The 17,050-nt window shown below is 65.6% G+C and carries 15 protein-coding genes; 11 read left to right on the top strand and 4 right to left on the bottom strand.

Going from position 1 to position 17,050, the window contains the following annotated elements:
• Positions 1-190: 190 nt before the first annotated feature.
• The 6 genes from paaA to QRN52_RS20795 are packed head-to-tail and all read left to right on the top strand — an operon-like array spanning position 191 to position 5,056.
• Positions 191-1,186 carry a 1,2-phenylacetyl-CoA epoxidase subunit PaaA gene (gene paaA, locus QRN52_RS20770; protein ID WP_284755490.1) on the top strand — a complete coding sequence of 332 codons (996 nt, stop codon included), beginning with the start codon at positions 191-193 and terminating at the stop codon, positions 1,184-1,186.
• Positions 1,183-1,512, top strand: coding sequence for a 1,2-phenylacetyl-CoA epoxidase subunit PaaB (gene paaB, locus QRN52_RS20775; protein WP_284755492.1), 330 nt, complete (start codon positions 1,183-1,185; stop codon positions 1,510-1,512). Before paaA ends, paaB begins: the two co-directional genes overlap by 4 nt.
• Positions 1,509-2,471, top strand: a complete 963-nt coding sequence (gene paaC, locus QRN52_RS20780; RefSeq protein WP_284755493.1) for a 1,2-phenylacetyl-CoA epoxidase subunit PaaC — start codon at positions 1,509-1,511, stop codon at positions 2,469-2,471. Before paaB ends, paaC begins: the two co-directional genes overlap by 4 nt.
• 8 nt (positions 2,472-2,479) lie before the next feature.
• Positions 2,480-3,019 (top strand): 1,2-phenylacetyl-CoA epoxidase subunit PaaD, encoded by a 540-nt coding sequence (gene paaD, locus QRN52_RS20785; RefSeq protein ID WP_284755507.1) that lies wholly within the window; start codon positions 2,480-2,482, stop codon positions 3,017-3,019.
• A 10-nt stretch (positions 3,020-3,029) separates the two neighbouring features.
• The gene (gene paaE, locus QRN52_RS20790; protein WP_284755494.1) at positions 3,030-4,265 is read left to right on the top strand and encodes a 1,2-phenylacetyl-CoA epoxidase subunit PaaE; all 1,236 of its coding nucleotides are present in this window, start codon (positions 3,030-3,032) and stop codon (positions 4,263-4,265) included.
• Between the two features lie 11 nt (positions 4,266-4,276).
• Positions 4,277-5,056 (top strand): enoyl-CoA hydratase/isomerase family protein, encoded by a 780-nt coding sequence (locus QRN52_RS20795; protein ID WP_284755496.1) that lies wholly within the window; start codon positions 4,277-4,279, stop codon positions 5,054-5,056.
• Here the strand turns inward: QRN52_RS20795 and QRN52_RS20800 are convergent.
• Positions 5,046-5,468 (bottom strand): hypothetical protein, encoded by a 423-nt coding sequence (locus tag QRN52_RS20800; RefSeq protein WP_284755497.1) that lies wholly within the window; start codon positions 5,466-5,468, stop codon positions 5,046-5,048. The two genes, QRN52_RS20795 and QRN52_RS20800, sit on opposite strands and share 11 nt — an antisense overlap.
• On the bottom strand, positions 5,468-7,165 hold the full coding sequence (locus tag QRN52_RS20805) for an EndoS/ChiA family endoglycosidase (protein ID WP_284755498.1): 1,698 nt from the start codon (positions 7,163-7,165) through the stop codon (positions 5,468-5,470). The genes QRN52_RS20800 and QRN52_RS20805 overlap by 1 nt, the downstream gene beginning before the upstream one ends.
• A 151-nt stretch (positions 7,166-7,316) precedes the next feature.
• Here QRN52_RS20805 and QRN52_RS20810 point away from each other — a divergent pair, with 151 nt between their 5' ends.
• On the top strand, positions 7,317-8,339 hold the full coding sequence (locus tag QRN52_RS20810) for a LacI family DNA-binding transcriptional regulator (protein ID WP_284755499.1): 1,023 nt from the start codon (positions 7,317-7,319) through the stop codon (positions 8,337-8,339).
• A 34-nt stretch (positions 8,340-8,373) separates the two neighbouring features.
• Here QRN52_RS20810 and QRN52_RS20815 read toward each other — a convergent pair whose 3' ends face one another.
• Positions 8,374-9,660, bottom strand: a complete 1,287-nt coding sequence (locus QRN52_RS20815; protein WP_284755501.1) for a glycoside hydrolase 5 family protein — start codon at positions 9,658-9,660, stop codon at positions 8,374-8,376.
• A 163-nt stretch (positions 9,661-9,823) separates the two neighbouring features.
• On the opposite strand from QRN52_RS20815, the gene QRN52_RS20820 reads away from it, so the two are divergent.
• From QRN52_RS20820 to QRN52_RS20835, 4 genes are read left to right on the top strand one after another with little or no spacing between them, the layout of a single operon-like run.
• Entirely contained in the window at positions 9,824-11,122 is a 1,299-nt protein-coding gene (locus tag QRN52_RS20820) for an extracellular solute-binding protein (protein WP_284755502.1), read from the top strand.
• Positions 11,123-11,155: 33 nt separating this feature from the next.
• The gene (locus QRN52_RS20825; protein ID WP_284755503.1) at positions 11,156-12,109 is read left to right on the top strand and encodes a carbohydrate ABC transporter permease; all 954 of its coding nucleotides are present in this window, start codon (positions 11,156-11,158) and stop codon (positions 12,107-12,109) included.
• A complete protein-coding gene (locus tag QRN52_RS20830; protein WP_284755504.1) occupies positions 12,106-13,011 on the top strand; it encodes a carbohydrate ABC transporter permease in 906 nt (301 codons plus the stop codon). The genes QRN52_RS20825 and QRN52_RS20830 overlap by 4 nt, the downstream gene beginning before the upstream one ends.
• A gap of 9 nt (positions 13,012-13,020) precedes the next feature.
• Positions 13,021-16,011, top strand: a complete 2,991-nt coding sequence (locus QRN52_RS20835) for an alpha-mannosidase (protein ID WP_284755505.1) — start codon at positions 13,021-13,023, stop codon at positions 16,009-16,011.
• 54 nt (positions 16,012-16,065) lie between these two features.
• On the opposite strand, the gene QRN52_RS20840 is transcribed toward QRN52_RS20835, so the two are convergent.
• Positions 16,066-17,050: HNH endonuclease (locus QRN52_RS20840; RefSeq protein WP_284755506.1), on the bottom strand; the 985-nt coding region annotated here is incomplete at its 5' end.

A 17,050-nucleotide genomic window follows, 5' to 3' on the forward strand; every position in this document is an offset into this window, starting at 1 on the left:
CTCAGATCATGTGAGCGAGCGTGCGGCCGTATGGCCATATATGTGAGCGAGCGTCGGGCCGCCTGGCCATAGATGTGAGCGAGCGTCGCCGCTCGACGGCTGCCCGAGACCCAACCAACCCGAACGCTTGACGCATCTCGCGCCTTCCGCATATTCTGAACGAACGGTCGGTAAATATTTAGGAGCAACCATGGCATCGCAGAATCTGCAGTCTGTGCCCGCTGAGCTGTCCCCCGAAGAGCTTGAGCGGGAGCAGGCCGGTCAGGCGTACTTTGACCGCATCATTTCCGAGGACTCGCGCATCGAACCCCGCGACTGGATGCCGGAGGCCTACCGCAAGACCCTGCTCCGCCAGATCTCGCAGCACGCGCACTCGGAGATCATCGGCATGCAGCCGGAAGCCAACTGGATCACCAGGGCTCCGAGCCTCAAGCGCAAGGCCATCCTCATGGCCAAGGTGCAGGACGAGGCAGGCCACGGCTTGTACCTCTACTCAGCCGCGGAAACCCTCGGCCAGAGCAGGGACAAGATGACCAGCGACTTGATCGCAGGCAAGGCCCGTTACTCGTCCATCTTCAACTACCCCGCGATTTCCTGGGCGGACATGGGAGCGATCGGCTGGCTGGTGGACGGTGCCGCGATCTGCAACCAGGTTCCCCTGTGCCGCGCTTCCTACGGCCCCTACGGACGTGCAATGGTGCGCATCTGTAAGGAAGAGTCGTTCCACCAGCGCCAGGGTTTCGAGATCCTCCTTGAACTGTCCAATGGCACGCCCGCCCAGAAGGCGATGGCCCAGGATGCCGTCAACCGCTGGTACGCGCCGGCGCTGATGATGTTCGGCCCGCCCGACGACGATTCACCCAACTCCAAGCAGTCCATGGCCTGGAACATCAAGCGGTTCAGCAACGATGAGCTCCGCAGCCGCTTCGTCGGCATGATGGTGGAGCAGGTCAAGGTCCTGGGCCTCACGCTCCCGGACAAGGACATCCGTTTCAACGAAGAAACCAAGAAATGGGAGCACGGCCCCCTGGACTGGAACGAGTTCAAAGACGTTCTCGCCGGGAAGGGTCCCTGCAACGCGCAGCGGCTTGAGCGCCGCCGTGAAGCGCACGACGACGGCGCCTGGGTCCGCGAAGCGGCCGCCGAGTACGCCCGCAAGCAAGCCGAGAAGGAATACGCAGCATGACCACCCCAGCCACGCCAAAGGCGAACCAAGCCAACGAACCCCACGAGACCCCCTGGAGCCTCTGGGAAGTCTTCGTCCGCTCCAGCCGCGGCCTCTCCCACGTCCACGCCGGATCCTTGCACGCACCTGACGCGGCGATGGCGCTGCGCAACGCCCGTGACCTGTACACCCGCCGCAACGAAGGCGTGTCCATCTGGGTGGTCCCGGCCGATGCTATTTCCTCGAGCGACCCGGATTCCAAGGGTTCCTTCTTCGAATCCCCGCAGGGCAAGGACTACCGCCACGCGACGTACTACACCAAGAGCGAAGGCGTGAAGCACCTGTGACCACGCCCGCAAACGAACAAAAGACAAACAACCCAGACTTCGCCATCGAGGGCCACGGCGATATCTCCGTCGGCGTCAAAGGTGCGGGTGCTTCCGGCGACGGTTCCGCAAGCGCCACGCGCATCACTCCCGGGAACGCCCTGCGCCCGGAGGACATCGCCCTTGAGGTCCGCAAGGGACAAGTCAAGCCCACAAACGACGTCGCGGAATACGCCCTGCGCATCGGCGACGACGGCCTGATCCTCGCCCAGCGCCTGGGCCACTGGATTTCCCGCGCCCCGGAGCTTGAAGAAGACGTCGCCCTGGGCAACATCGCGCTCGACCAGCTCGGCCACGCCCGTTCCTTCCTCACCTATGCGGGTGCGGCCTGGGACAAGTCCGAGGACGATCTTGCGTACTTCCGCCGGGAGCACGAGTTCCGTTCCGCCCACCTGTTCGAGCAGCCGAACGGGGACTTCGCCGTCACCATCGCCCGGCAGTTCATCGTGAGCTACTACCAGTTCGAGCTCTACAAACGGCTAACTGGCTCGAGCGACAAAACCATCGCGGCCATCGCGGCGAAGGCACTCAAAGAGGTCGACTACCACCGCGACCACAGCGCACAATGGGTCCTCAGGCTTGCCGGCGGCACGGAAGAGTCCCGCCGTCGTATCGTCCAGGCTTTCAAGCTCGTCTGGCCGTACGTGGAAGAACTCTTCGAAGACGACGAGCTCACGGCCCGCCTCGCTGAAAGCGGAGCAGGCGTGCAACCCTCGAGCCTCCGCGCCGACTTCGACCAGCTCACGGGCGAAATCCTGAGCGAAGCCGGCCTCGACGCCGCTTCGGGAGGGGAACTGAACCTCGAACGCATCCCGCAATCCTTGGGTGGCGGCCGTCAAGGCAAGCATTCCGAGCACTTGGGTTACCTGCTCGCCGAGATGCAGGTGCTTGCCCGCGAACATCCCGGTGCAAGCTGGTGACGGTGGACATGTTCGTTCAGGACACCAGTGCAAGAGCCAAGCAAACCGCCGAACAGAAGGCCTGGGGGATTGCGGCCACCGTCTGCGACCCCGAGATTCCCGTCCTCACCATTGAGGATCTGGGGATTCTCCGCAACGTCCAGCTGTTCGACGACGGCGGGCTGGTCCCCGCGGTCCAGGTCACCATTACGCCGACGTACTCGGGCTGCCCCGCGATGGACGCGATCCGCGACGACCTCAAGACCGCGTTCACGGAAGCCGGCTACCCAAGCGTCTACGTCGAACTGGTCCTAGCCCCGGCGTGGACCACGGACTGGATGACCGAGCACGGCAAGGCCAAGCTGCAGGAATACGGCATCGCACCGCCCAGCGGACGTGCCGCCGCCGGTGGACATGCCGGCAAAGTGCGCCTCAGCCTCGCAGTGAAATGCCCCCAGTGTTCGTCGCTGAACACCAAGGAACTCACCCGCTTTGGTTCCACGTCCTGCAAGGCGCTTTTCGTCTGCCAGGACTGCAAGGAACCGTTCGACTACTTCAAAGTCCTGTAAGGAATTCGACATGCCCGTTGTCCGCCAAACCGCAGCCGAACAAGCGCAGGCCACCGGCCGCCGTCGTGCGTCCTTCCATTCCCTCAGCGTTTCGGAAGTCCGCCGCCTGACTGAAGACGCCATCGAGGTCACGTTCGATGTTCCGGCAGAGCTCGCCGGCCAGTACGACTACCTTCCCGGCCAGTACGTGGCCCTGCGGACCACCCTTCCTGATGAGAGCGGTGAGCCGCACGAGGTCCGCCGCAGCTACTCCATCTGCGCAGAGCCGCGCAGCTTCGCGGACGGCAGCAGCGAGATCCGCGTGGCCATCAAGAAGGACCTGGGCGGCATCTTCTCCACGTGGGCGAATGCGGAACTGAAGGCCGGCGACACCCTGGACGTCATGAGCCCCATGGGCGCGTTCATCTCCAAGCATGGCAAGGACGGCAAGACCGTCCAGCAGAACGTCATGAACTCCATGAACAATCCGGAGAACATGGCAGGGGAGTTCGGCGACGCCGGTTCTTTCGTGGCCATCGCCGCCGGCTCGGGCATCACCCCCGTGATCGCTATCGCCCGCACCCTGCTGGCCGCCAACCCCGAGACCCGCTTCGACCTGATCTACGCCAACAAGGCCGCGATGGACGTCATGTTCCTTGAGGAATTGGCAGACTTGAAGGACAAGTACCCGTCGCGACTGGCACTGCACCATGTGTTGTCGCGCGAGCAGCGTATCGCGCCGCTCATGACGGGACGTATCGACGCCGAGAAGCTCCAGCAGCTGCTGGGCACCGCCATCCACGCGCAGGATGTGGACGAATGGTTCCTGTGCGGTCCGTTCGAGCTGGTCCAGCTGTGCCGGGACACCCTCGCTGCCCGTGGCGTGGAGCCCGAGCACGTCCGCTTCGAGCTGTTCACCACCGGCCGCCCGGACCGCCCCGAGGGCAACGCCGGCCGGCCCGTTGTGGAGGACGAGTCGCAGGACACGTACAAGATCACCTTCAAGCTGGATGGTTTGACCGGCGATGTCGCCAGCCCCACCCACGCACGGGAATCCATCCTCAACGCGGCTTTGCGCGTCCGCCCGGACGTTCCGTTCGCGTGCGCCGGTGGCGTGTGCGGCACGTGCCGCGCCAAACTGGTCACCGGCACGGTCAGCATGGACGAGAACTACGCCCTGGAGCAGGATGAACTGGACAAGGGCTACGTGCTCACGTGCCAAGCCCACCCCACCAGTGAATCCGTCACGGTCGATTTCGACGTCTAAGGAATAAACGAATGATCGAGCTCTCCATCGCCAACGGCATCGCCGAAATTGTCCTCAACGCCCCGGAAAAGCTGAACTCGCTTGACGAGGCAGCGCTCGCGGAACTGGATAGGGCGTACGACGACGCCGCTGCCGCCGCCTCCCGCGGGATGGTGCGGGCGCTGCTCCTCCGCGGAGAGGGCCGCGCCTTTTGCGCGGGACGCGACATTGCTGGCGTGACGCCGGAGAGCGACGACGCGAAGGCATACTTGAACGGGCTCGTGGAGCCGCTGCTCAAGAAGATGGCGGCCTTCCCTGCCCCGACGTTCGCGGCAGCGCACGGCGCGTGCCTCGGCGTCGGGCTCGGCCTGTTGCTGGCGACCGACGTGGTGTACGTGGCGGAGAACGCCAAGTTCGGTTCGCCGTTCGCCAAGCTGGGCGCCACCCTGGACTCGGGCGGGCACTGGTACTTCACGGAACGCCTGGGCATGCACCGGACCTTGGACCTCATTTACACCGCGGACCTGATCAGCGGTGCCGAGGCCGTGGCGCTGGGAATGTTCAGCCGGGTCATGCTTGACGACGATTTGCTGCCTGGCACCCGGGCCATCGTTGAGCGAGTGGCGGCGGGCGCGACCGGAGCTTTCCTTGCGAGCAAGCAATTGGTGGCCGATATCCGGGATCAGCGCCTTGGCCTGTGGGCTTCCATGTCCGAGGAGAACAAGGAACAGGCGCGGCTCTGCAAGACCGAGGACTACGCCGAAGGCTTCCGGGCGTTCCAAGAAAAGCGGGCACCGGTCTTCAAGGGGTAGGGAGACTGGTTCGTGTACCTAAGGGGTGCACGATGCTCTCTGGGCAAGCCAACGGTGTGATGGCGTCGTGTTCGTCCCAGAGTTTCGTTCCGGAGGCGGTCACTGCTTGGACAGCCATGGCGCTGATGAGTTCCCCTGCATGGCATTGGTCGTTTTCGGTGACGACATATGTGAAGACCAGCTCGGTCTCCGCCCCTGCTGGCATGGGGCCGATGCTCAAGATGGACGGGCCGGTCGCGTACTGCAAATCCTCCATGCCCGCGTTGGTGAAGGACCTCAGAACGAGCGTGACTTCGGACAGCTCTTCCCCTGATTCATTGATGATCCAGGCGGAATAGGACAAAGTTTCGTGCGAAGAAGCGGTGGCTTTGTCTGCGTAGTGAACCAGACGAACCGCGGGTATCTGCCGCATCAGGTCCTCCGGTGCCACACAGCCAAGGCCGCGCCGATAGCAGCGAGCAGTCCGCCCAGGCCCAGCCAGGAGAGCGGATTAAACCCGCCCGTGAACGCAAGGGGAGACCCACCGCCCGCGCCCGCGGTGGCGGTCCCGGTCGGCACCGGGGTCTCGGTCGCCGTCGGGGTGGCGGTCCCGGTGGCCGTCGGGGTGGCGGTCCCGGTTGCCGTCGGGGTGGGCGTGGCCGTCGGGGTCGGGGTCGGCGTCGGCCCGGAATCCGCCACCGTGAGGGAAATGCCCGTGCAGCTAGCGCAGGCCGTCAGCTCGGCGCGCGGCGCGAAGCCGGCGACCGCCACTGAGAGCCGGCCCGGAACAGGTGAGGAGCCAGGCGCCTCGGCAGCCGCCGACACCGCCTTGGATTCAGGACTGGTAGCGTTGATCCGCGCCGAAACCGTCAGGGTCGCGCTCTTACCGGCGGGCAGATCCGTCTTCCACACCGTGACCCCGCTATATTCCTCGGTGGTACCGGTCGACGCCGTGAGGCCTTCGATGGTCGCGTCGTCAACGAGGTCCCTGAGGTCCACGGCCACGGCCGCGCCTGCCACGTCGACGGATCCGGCGGTCGCCGACACCGTCCACGAGACCGTGTCACCCGGACCCACCTCGCTCCCGTGCGCCGGAGTGGACGCCACCGCCAGCGACCAGGTGCCCTTCGGCACGACGCCGGCGGCCTTGTCCTGCACTGCGGACAGGTTCTTCATCCAAGAGAACGCGGTGGGCGTGATGGTGTTATCGCCCCAGGCCTTTCCGTCGCGGTCCACAGCGTATGCGAAGAACCCGCCCTTCGGGGAGCCGCTCTCGGGCTGCCAGGTCGCGTACTGGTACGCCGTGCTCCGCGGTGCCGTGGCGGGATCGTAGATGCCTTCGGCGTCACCCCAGCGCGTCGGATCCTTCTCCTCGGGGAAGGAGAAGCCGGGCAAGAACTGGCACGAGGCGATCTTGTCCGCGAATGTGTTCCATGTCCCCTGCATCCCCCAAGTGCCGCGGCCGTAGGCCTGCAGGAGCACGAAGGAGACGTTCTGGTGCACGGCCTTGAACAGCGGGGTGTTGCCGTCCTGGTTGGTGTCGAAGATAAAGAGCTTGTCGGTGCCGGACTTCGGGCCAATCAGTTTGCCGAGGGCGTTGAACACTCCGATCGCGCGGGTGAGGTTGTCGCCCTGCGGATAGGACTCGACGTCGATGTCGATCCCGTCGAGGCCGTACGGGGTGACGTAAGTGTCGACGAGTTTCTGCGCGTAGGCGCGGTACGCGTCCTCGGTCAGCGGGATGTCAGCCTCGGCGAGCCGCTCGATCCACAGGGTGTAGACCACCTTCGCGCCTTGCGCGTGCAATGCGGGCACATAGGTGTCGCGCAGGGTGGCCCAATAGTCGGTGTTGGCCGTGGCGCCGGCGTCGAAGACCATCGCCACATCGATCTCCGGAGGGAGGTCGCTCATGCGCGTGACGTTCGGGTCGGGCAAGTCTGAGTTGGCGTTATGCGGCACGGTGACGTCGCGCCAGGTCCGGTAGTACGCCATCGTGAGGGGCTCGGCCTCGCAGTGCGTGGTGTTCCCCACTGATGCCTTGGGGGTCTCAGCGGCCACCGCAGACTGCGGGCCGAAGGCGGCGAGCCCGGCGAGTAGTAACCCTGCACCGAATGCTGTTGTTCGTCTCATTGCTCTCTCTTCTTCGAAGAGGCATCTTCAAAATCCCCGTGAAGATACCGGGATGGGGTGCAACTATAGCGATTTAGTAAAACGGTAGCAGGTGGAGGCTGCCATGCACAGAAAAAGTTTTGGGATGACCCTGTATCGCTACAGTTGAAGCATGAACAAAGCGAAGCGTGTGACCATCACGGACATCGCCCGGCTCGCCGGGGTGTCTCCCGGGGCGGTGTCCTTCGCGCTGAACGGACGGCCGGGCGTCAGTGCGCAGACGCGACAGCGGATCCTCGACATCGCCGAGGAGAGCCAATGGCTTCCGAACTCGGCGGCGCGGGCGCTCGTGGGCTCGCACGCCGGGGTCATCGGCTTCGCCGTCAACCGCTCGGCAGGCACCCTCGGTGCCGAGGCGTTCTTCACCGACCTTATTGCCGGCGTCCAGTCGGCCCTTGCGGGGAAACGCATTGCGATGCAGATGGTGCTCGTCTCCTCGGTCGAGGAGGAAGTGGCCACCTACCGCCGCTGGCACAGCGCCAAGCAGGTCGATGGGGTCATCGTCATCGATCCTCGTGACGACGACCCGCGCCTCCCCGTCCTGCGCGATCTCGCCCTCCCCGCGGTCGTTCTCGGCAGCCATGCGTCCCCCGAGGGCCACCCGGCGACGATTTGGCTCGACGACAGTCAGGTGGCGCACTCTCTCTTCGACTATCTCGGCGCCCTCGGTCATCGTTCGATCGCCTACGTCGCAGGTCCTGCGGAGTTCCAACACACGCGCCTGCGCACTGAGGTGCTCGCCGGCCTCGGCGAACGCGGGGTGCGCGGAGAGGTGATCGCCACCGACTTCTCGCCAGCCGCGGCATCCACTGCCATGCGCCGCCTCCTGAGTCGGCTGGAGCGGCCAACGGCCGTGGTCTTCGATAACGACGTGATGGCGATCGCCGGCCTGCGCGTCGCACAGGAGATGGGGGTGCCGGTGCCGAAGGATCTCTCGGTCGCCTCCTTCGATGACTCGGTCGTCGCGGGCCTCGTGCACCCCTCGATCACCTGCATCACCCGCGATACGTTCGGGCTCGGAGCGGAGGCGGCAAAGTTCCTGCTCGAGCAGATCGACGCCCCGGACGTGCTGGCTGACCGCATCGGCGCCATGCCGCAGCTCACCGTCCGAGAGAGCACCGCCGTCCCGCGTTGACGTCAGTGCCTGCGACGGCAGGTGGGGTAGCTGCTCAGACCACGGTGTTCCGGGAGGCGTAAGCGGTCCGGCTGACTGCGGGGCGGATGAGCTCGGTGATGCCGCGCGCGGCGAGAACCTCGGGCTTCGCGGCGTCGATCGACGTGACGATGGCCGGGTCAGCGCCTGTTGTGCAGGCGTCCACCCAGGCCTGGAAGATCGCTCCGCCCGGACTCATCGCGCCGCGGCTGACCGGCGTCGCGTTCTCGTCGACCTCGACGACGATACCGAGGGTGCGTGCGGGGGCGGGCTGCCGCTTGCGAAGCTCCGGGATGAGTTCGGCGAAGCGGCGTCCGATCGGCTTCGCCGCGCCGTTTTGGTCGACGAGGCCGAGCGTGTACTCCAGCTCGGGGAAGTCCGCGAGGCCGCGGCTTACGTCGTGCGAGCACCACCACGTGACGCCCCAGAGGTTCTCGGTACGCGCTACGGAGCGCAGCGTAGCCCCCAGGAAGCCCGGGGCCTGCGCAGGAGTCAGGCAGTTCGATGGGGCGCCGACTTCTTGCAGCCAGATAGCACGGCCAGGGTCGGTGGCGAACCCGCGGGCGAGTTCGATCATGTACTCGGCGTGGCGGTCGGATGCCACGGAGCGGCCGCCATACTGCTGCGCCGTGCCGTTGAAGATCCACGAATGCACGGTGGTCATATCGCCGAGGCGGGAGGCGAGGGCGGGCGTGAAGCCGTGCCCGTCCATGTACCACGCGGCGTCGTACTCGCTGTGCACATGCTGCTGCGCAGGGGCGGAAGTGTGCGCGGCATCCAGGAGCGTCGTGATCCAGTTCGCGGCCTCGGCCTCGGTGACCGGCCAGGGGGATGGGTGGCTCGGGGCGGAGAACTGGTTGGTCTCATTGCCGAGGGTGAAGCCGAGGAAGTTGGCGGCATCGCCGAGCCGCACGCCGAGACGGGTAACCAGCTCGGCCTGTCCGCTGAGCGCATCGGGGTGCGTGAACATGTTCTTGTCGTGCCAGGTGAACAGCCAGGAAGGGATGAAGTCGAAGCTCGACAGGTGCCCTTGGATGACGTCGACGCTGACATCCAGTCCGAATTCCGCCGCCACGTCAACCACGGCGCGGACGTCGTCCACGGCCTTCCCGCGGATCAGCGTGCGGTTGGGCTGGAGCAGCGTCCACAGCGGGAAGATCCGCACATGGTCGAGGCCGATCGCTGCCAGCGAGGCGAAATCCCGGCGCACCTCGTCGAGATCCAGCGACATCCACGCGTGCATCCACTCTGATGACGGGGTGTAGTTAGCGCCGAAGCGCAGCGGGGCGACGGAGCGGGGCATCGCGGTCCTTTCCTCGGAATAAACGTCCGGCCGGTGTTTGCCGGCACTGGACTATTCGACGTTCTGTGTGGCAAGCTATGGCAACTATATCGCTTTAGTAGCAGGTTGTGACCGCGATACATTCCAAGGCGTAGCAGCCTGGACCCCTCGAAGGAGAACGTCCATGAAGATCCGCACGACTGTCGCCGCAGGCATCGCGGTGGCCACAGCACTCGCCCTCACCGCCTGCACCGGCGGAACCTCCTCATCCAGCGCTTCCGGAGCTTCCGCTGGCGACGGAAAGATCAGTGGGAACATCTCGTTCCAGACCTGGTCGCTGAAAAACGACAAATTCACCCCCTACTTCGAGGGCGTCGTCAAGGCGTTCGAGAAGGAGCACCCGGGCGTCACGGTCAAGTGGATTGACCAGCCCGGCGATGGCTACGAGGACAAGATCCTGCAGCAGGCCGGGTCCGGTGAACTCCCGGACGTGGTCAACCTTCCGCCGGAGTACGCGTACTCCCTCGCTTCGGCTGGGCAACTTGTCGACTTGAAGAAGGACTCGAAGATCCTTGGCGACTACGTCGACGGCGGAGTCGGAGCGTACAAGTTCGACGGCATCGATGGCTCGTTCGGATTCCCTTGGTACCTGGGCACCGAGCTGAACTACTGGAACAAGGACCTGCTCGCCAAAGGCGGAGTGACCGCGCCGCCGAAGACGCACGCCGCGACCTTGGACGCCGCGGCCAAGCTCGCGGCAGCCGGCGTGCAGACGATCTCGGATGTGCCCAGCCCCAAGTCGCTGCAAATCATGGTGTCCGACCGGGGCGGGAAGCTCGACGTCTACAAGGACGGCAAGTTCGTCTTCAACACCCCCGAGGCCGCGGCGATCATCCAAAGCTACGCCGAGCTCTACAAGGCGGGGGCGATCACGCCCGAGGCGTTGCAGAACGCCGGAACCGCGAATGCCAACGTCAACAACTTCAACAAGGGCACCGTAGCCTGGACCACCTCGGGTCCGAACTACATCGACAAGGACGTCTCCGTGAATGCGCCGTCGATCCTGCCCAGCGTCGAGGCGACCAACGGCTTCGGCAACCCGCCGCTGTTCGTGCAGGGCATCAGCGTTTCGGCGAAGTCGAAGAACTCCGCCACGGCGCTTGCCTTCGCAGAGTTCCTCACGAACACGAAGAACCAGATCGCGTTCGTCAAGCTCGCCCCCGGATTCTTCCCTGGAACAAGGGCCGCCAACGAAGACCCCGCCGCTTTCACCGAGACGGCGAAGAACAAGATGCAGGGCGTCGCCACCGACCTGGCCGCTTCGCAAATGAATAAGGCCCGGATGGTGGGCGCCCCGAAGTTCACCGAGGCGATGGAGACGTATGCCAAACAGCAGATCGCCCTCGCGGTCAAGGGGGAAATCTCTGCCCAGGCTGCACTGGATAAGGCCGTCGAGTACGCGAAGCAGAACGTCGCCGGCTGAGCCGGCGACGACGAGATGAAGGGGGCGTTCGCCATGAGACTACAGCGCTGGTACACACCGTACCTGCTGGTGCTGCCTGGTGTGATCTGGATGGCCGTGTTCGCGCTCTGGCCATTCCTGAACACGATCGCACTCGCGTTCACGGATGCCCGCCCCCTTCGTCCCGCGGAGTTCGTCGGCTTCGCGAACTTCGACAAGATGCTCGAGGACGACCGCTTCGGCTACGCGCTGACCACCTCGCTGATCTATGTTGTCGTGTGCGTGCCGCTGCTGACGTTCCTCCCGCTGCTGCTCGCACTGCTCGTGCATACCAAGGTCCCCGCGATCGGGTTCTTCCGCACCACGTTCTACTTCCCGGTGATCGCCTCCGCCGTGGTCGTCGCGATCGTCTGGGAATTCCTCTTCTCAGGCAGTGGCACGATCAACTCCGCACTGAACTTCTTCGGCCTCATCGACCGCCCGGTCGAATTCCTCTCCGACCGCTGGTTGCTGATCGGATGTGCCATCGGGTTGACGGTATGGAAGGGGCTCGGCTACTACATGGTCGTCTACCTGGCGGCCCTCGGGAACGTCGGCCGCGAGCTGCACGAGGCGGCGGCGATGGACGGCGCCGGCCGTTGGCGCCGATTCTGGTCGGTGACCGTCCCCGGAGTGCGCGGACCCATGATGCTCGTCTCGGTGCTCGTGTGCGTGGGGGCGACGCGCGTGTTCACCGAGCTCTACGTGCTTTCCAACGGTTCGGGGGGACCTGGCGGGCGGGCAATGAGCATGGTGATGCTCATACAGTCGATGGGCAAGGGACTGAACGGTCAGATCGGCTATGCGTCCGCGATCTCGCTGGTGCTGTTCCTGCTAACCCTCGTTCCGCTGCTGATCGTCGGGATCGCGAACAACGGTGACACCATCCGCGAAGCGTTGGCCAGCAGGCGCGCGGTCAAGGCAGCGAAGATCAAGCGCGAGGCGACGGTTCAGGAGGCCCGGAGATGACTGCGACGCAGACGAGCGCAACGGTGAAGCCACCGCGGGAGAATCCCTACCGCACCCGCGGTTCGGCGGACATCATGAAGCCATCGCTCGGCGGCCTGATCGGCAAGTACGCGATGCTTCTCGGTGTGCTGGCGCTCATGGTGTTCCCCTTCGTCTGGCAGATGTCGACCTCGCTCAAAGGGGCGTCGGAGAACATCTACGACTTCCCGCCCTCGCTGATCCCGGCGGCGCCCACCCGCGACAATTACGCCGAGGTGTTCCGCACGATTCCGGTGGTCGACTATGCCTGGCACTCCCTGCTCGTCGGCGTCGGTACAGTGATCACCAACGTCGTGTTCGCGACACTCGGCGGCTACGCGTTGGGCACGATGAAGTTCCGCTTCAAATGGGTCGTGTTGGCGATCTTCTTCTCCACGCTGCTGATCCCGGCCGAGGTCACCCTGACCAGCCAATACCTCACGGTGAAGTCATTGGGGCTCGCGAACACGCTCTGGGGTGTGTTCCTCCCCGGGGCGATCGGGGCGATCAACGTGCTGCTGATGACGGCCGCGTGCCGCATGATCCCGGCAGACACGTTGGATGCTGCAACCATCGACGGCGCGAACACGATGCAGCGCCTGCGCCACATCGTCTGGCCGAACGTGCGGGGCATGGTCTCGGTCGTCGCGCTCTTCGCGTTCATCGGCGCGTGGGACGACTTCCTCTGGCCGCTCGTCGTGCTTTCAGATCCCGCGAACTACACGCTTACCGTCGGGATGCAATATCTCAGCTCCAACTTCGCGGCGAATCCACGCGTGATCGCAGCGGGAACGATGATCGCGCTCGTGCCGATCATCCTGCTCTTCGCGGTCTTGCAGAAGTGGTTCTTCAAGGGCGTCGAGGAGGGAAGCGTCAAGGGATGAGAACAGTCCATGCATGATGACACTTCGCTCACCATCGGACGCGTCAAGCGCGTCCTTGAGGAGCGCATCCTCCCGGCGATCCACTCGGCATCCGTGCCTCTGGCAGTCGAGATCCACGAGCTCGACGGCGAGCCGATCAGCCCCGCTGACGGGCTCGCGCTCGACTACGCGCCGTGGTGCGTCGGAGCGCCATGGGGTCCCGCCTGGGGCACCACCTGGTTCCGGCTCACCGGCCGCGTGCCGGCCGAATGGGCAGGGCGCACGGTCGAAGCCGTCGTTGACCTCGGGTTCGACGTCAACATGACGGGCTTCCAATGCGAGGGACTCGTGTATCGTGCCGACGGCACCCCGGTGAAGAGCATCAACCCGCGCAATCAGTGGGTGCCGATCGCTGAGCCGGCCGACGGCGACGAGCCGGTAGAGCTGTACCTCGAAGCGGCATCCAACCCCGTGCTGCTCGACTACCATCCGTTCCTCCCGACGCACGAGGGCGACATCCTCACTTCGTCTGCGGAGCCGCTCTACCGCGCACGACGGATGGATCTCGTCGTTTTCGAGAAGGAAGTCTTCGAGCTCTCCCTCGACCTCGACGTGCTGTTCGAGCTGCAGGCCGAACTTCCGGACACCTCGCCGCGGCGCATGCGCATCCTGCAGGCCATGGATGATGCCCTCGATGCGCTCGACCTCCAGCGCATCGCCGCGACCGCTGCGGACGCCCGCGCGAAGCTCGCCGTCGTGCTCGCGGCTCCCGCCGAGGCGAGCGCCCATCGCATCTCGGCCATCGGCCACGCCCACATCGACTCGGCCTGGCTGTGGCCCGTGCGCGAGACGATCCGCAAGGTCGCCCGCACCTCGTCCTCGATGGTGGCGCTGCTGGAAGAGCAGCCGGAGTTCCAGTTCGGTATGTCCAGCGCGCAGCAATACGCGTGGCTCAAGGAGCACCGCCCCGAGGTGTTCGAACGGGTGAAGGCCGCTGTGGCCGAGGGTCGCTTCCTGCCTCTCGGCGGCATGTGGGTCGAGTCCGATACGGTGATGCCGACGGGTGAGTCGCTGGTGCGGCAGTTCTCGCACGGTCAGCGGTTCTTCGAACGGGAGTTCGGTTTCCGCTCGAAGGGCGTCTGGTTGCCCGACAGTTTCGGCTACTCGCCCGCGCTGCCGCAGCTCATGCGCCGCGCCGGCTTCGAGTGGTTCTTCACGCAGAAGATCTCCTGGAACCAGCAGAACGTCTTCCCGCACCACACGTTCCTGTGGGAGGGCATCGATGCCTCGCAGATGTTCACGCACTTCCCGTCGATGGACACTTACAACTCGCAGCTGAGCGGGATGGAGGTCGCCAAGGCGTCGCGCCAGTTCAAAGAGAACCGGGTCAGCTCCCGGTCGATCGCGCCCGTGGGCTGGGGCGACGGCGGGGGCGGCACCACCCGCGAGATGACGGGCCGCGCCCGACGCTTGCAGAACCTTGAGGGAAGCGCCCAAGTGGTCTGGGAACACCCCGACGTTTTCTTCGACGCCGCAAAGGCCGAGCTGCCGCACCCGGCCGTCTGGGTTGGCGAGCTGTACCTCGAGCTGCACCGCGGCACCCTCACCAGCCAGCACGGCACCAAGTCGCGTCACCGCCGGGCTGAGCACGCACTCATCGAGGCCGAGCTGTGGGCGGCGACGGATGCAGTCCGTACGGGGACCGCGTACCCGCAGGCTGAACTCGAGCACCTGTGGCAGCAGGTGCTGCTGCACGAGTTCCACGACATCCTTCCCGGTACGTCCATCGCCTGGGTGCACCGCGAGGCGGTGGCCGTCCTCGAAGACGTGATCGACAGGGCTCGGGCGATCTCGGATGCCGCGCGCCGCTCGCTCGCCGGCGAGGGAGACCGGGAGCTCGTGTTCTCGCCGACGTCGGTCGCCGGTCCGCTGCCGCTCGGCGCCACCTTGGCCGTCGCCTCGGATGACCGGGTCACGCTAGACGATTCAGGCGAGGGCATCGTGCTGGAGAATGCGCTCGTGCGTGTGCGCATCTCCGACGAGGGACTCATCGTCTCTGCGGTCGACCTCGGGACTGGGCGCGACGCCGTCGCCGATGGTCGCGCGGCGAACTTGCTGCAGCTGCACCAGGACTTCCCGAACATGTGGGACGCCTGGGATATTGACCGCTATTACCGCAACAGCGTCACCGAGCTGCGCGATGTCACCAGCATCTGCTCCCGGCTGACCGAGGCAGGCGCAGAGGTGGTCATCGATCGCACGTTCTCCAAGTCGACCATCACCCAGACGATCACCCTGGCGCCCGGCTCGCGGACGTTGCATATCGTCAACGACATCGACTGGAACGAGACCGAGAAGCTGCTCAAGCTCGCGTTCCCGCTCGACGTGCAGGCGGCACACTCTGAGGCCGAGACCCAGTTCGGCTATCAGTCGCGCGTCACGCACACGAACACGAGCTGGGAGGCGGCGAAGTTCGAGACGTCGATGCACCGCTTCGTGCTGGTGCGCGAGGCCGACTTCGGCGTCGCCCTGGTGAACGACTCGATCTACGGCTACGACACCTCCCGCGAAGTGGCGGACGATTCCGTGACGACCACCGTGCGGCTCTCGCTGCTTCGGGCACCGCGCTTCCCTGACCCCGAGGCCGACCACGGACGGCACGTCATCACGATCGGCATGGTGATCGGTGCTGGTCCTGCCGAGGCCACCCGCGCGGGCATCGAGCTGAACGCTCCGGGTACCGTAGTCCGCGGCGGTCACGACGTCGCGCCACTGGTTTCGGTGCAGGGCGAAGGGATCGTCGTTTCCGGCGTGAAGCTCGCCGACGATGGCTCGGGCGACCTTATCGTGCGCGTCTACGAGTCGCTTGGTCGTCGCACGAACGGCGAGCTGTCGGTCGACTTCCCGCACCGCGAGGTGCGTGAGGTGAGCCTCATCGAGGACGCCCTTGACGAGGCGCGCCTCGGTGGCGAGCTGCGCCTGCGGCCATTCGAGGTGCGCACCCTGCGGGTCGTGCGGTGAGGGGGTACCCTTTCGCGATTCAGGCGGCCTGGAGTTCCGTGAGATGGGCGTATTTCAGCGCCTTGGCTTGGTGGCGTAGTTTGCGCCGATGGTGTCTGGAATGCGGTGGCGCCGTATCGGTGGGTCGGTTCCAGGCAGGGGCGGGGCTGTTGATTGGTAGTGGTGTCCTGTGGGGGTGCGGATTTCGACGACATGCCGTGTCCCGGGGCGTGTTCGGGCTGTCCAGCCGCGGCGTTCCTTGGTGTAGTTGCACGATTCGCACAGCCCAGCCCCGTTGGCCTGGCTGGTGGGTCCTCCGGCCTGCCACGCAACGACATGGTCAAAGTGCCTGATGGGCGCGTCGCAGTATGGTGTCCGGCAGGTGTCGTCACGGGCTTGGATGAAGCGCCGCAAGCCGGCGGGGAAGAGCCGGGCCCGGGAATCGGCCGCGACGAGGTCCCCGGTCCCGGGGGCGGTGTAGAGGCGCCGGAGCCAGAGCTTGAGTTCTCGACTGCCCTCAGACTCGCCGGCTGAGAGCAGTTCCCTTGCCCAACCTGCCGGGACGATGCCGTAGCCGGTGAGGCGGGCTGGTTCGCTGTCGCCCTGGAAGAGCGTGCGGTCGGTCATGACGAGCTGGATGTCCACCCCGCTGATGCCACCGGGGGTGCCGGTGGTGCGTTCGACCAAGGCGTCGGCCATGATCTGGCCCCGGGTGCGTGTGTCCCCTGTATTGCGGAGGGTGTCGGCGTGCCGGGACAGGGCCGCATGCACGGCCACGCCCTGGGCGACGGGAACCAGCGCGGTCAGGTAGGTCATGGTGTCCGGTGCCGGGCGCAGGCTCACGTGCCGTTCGGTGGCGGCGTGGCTGGCGCGTTGCGTGACCGAGCGGGGGTCCCGACGGTAGGCCGCGGCCCGGGCGATGGAGATGATCGTCCGGTCTCCGGCGCCGTCGAAGGTTCCGGTGTCGGCGGCGAGTTCCTCATCCACCGCGCAGCGGTTCTCGGCGGACAGGCAGGCTGTTTCCTTGACCAAAAGGGTTGCGCGCCATTCGTTGAGCCGG

This window comes from Arthrobacter sp. efr-133-R2A-120 (genome assembly GCF_030209835.1).
Taxonomy (GTDB): domain Bacteria; phylum Actinomycetota; class Actinomycetes; order Actinomycetales; family Micrococcaceae; genus Arthrobacter.

Bases quoted from the DNA above. Each gene is read 5' to 3' on its own strand.
- QRN52_RS20815 (WP_284755501.1), bottom strand. From the start codon at position 9,660: ATGCCCCGCTCCGTCGCCCCGCTGCGCTTCGGCGCTAACTACACCCCG.
- QRN52_RS20835 (WP_284755505.1), top strand. From the start codon at position 13,021: ATGCATGATGACACTTCGCTCACCATCGGACGCGTCAAGCGCGTCCTT.
- QRN52_RS20795 (WP_284755496.1), top strand. From the start codon at position 4,277: ATGATCGAGCTCTCCATCGCCAACGGCATCGCCGAAATTGTCCTCAAC.
- paaA (WP_284755490.1), top strand. From the start codon at position 191: ATGGCATCGCAGAATCTGCAGTCTGTGCCCGCTGAGCTGTCCCCCGAA.
- paaD (WP_284755507.1), top strand. From the start codon at position 2,480: ATGTTCGTTCAGGACACCAGTGCAAGAGCCAAGCAAACCGCCGAACAG.
- QRN52_RS20800 (WP_284755497.1), bottom strand. From the start codon at position 5,468: ATGCGGCAGATACCCGCGGTTCGTCTGGTTCACTACGCAGACAAAGCC.
- paaB (WP_284755492.1), top strand. From the start codon at position 1,183: ATGACCACCCCAGCCACGCCAAAGGCGAACCAAGCCAACGAACCCCAC.
- QRN52_RS20810 (WP_284755499.1), top strand. From the start codon at position 7,317: ATGAACAAAGCGAAGCGTGTGACCATCACGGACATCGCCCGGCTCGCC.
- QRN52_RS20830 (WP_284755504.1), top strand. From the start codon at position 12,106: ATGACTGCGACGCAGACGAGCGCAACGGTGAAGCCACCGCGGGAGAAT.
- QRN52_RS20820 (WP_284755502.1), top strand. From the start codon at position 9,824: ATGAAGATCCGCACGACTGTCGCCGCAGGCATCGCGGTGGCCACAGCA.
- paaE (WP_284755494.1), top strand. From the start codon at position 3,030: ATGCCCGTTGTCCGCCAAACCGCAGCCGAACAAGCGCAGGCCACCGGC.
- QRN52_RS20825 (WP_284755503.1), top strand. From the start codon at position 11,156: ATGAGACTACAGCGCTGGTACACACCGTACCTGCTGGTGCTGCCTGGT.
- QRN52_RS20805 (WP_284755498.1), bottom strand. From the start codon at position 7,165: ATGAGACGAACAACAGCATTCGGTGCAGGGTTACTACTCGCCGGGCTC.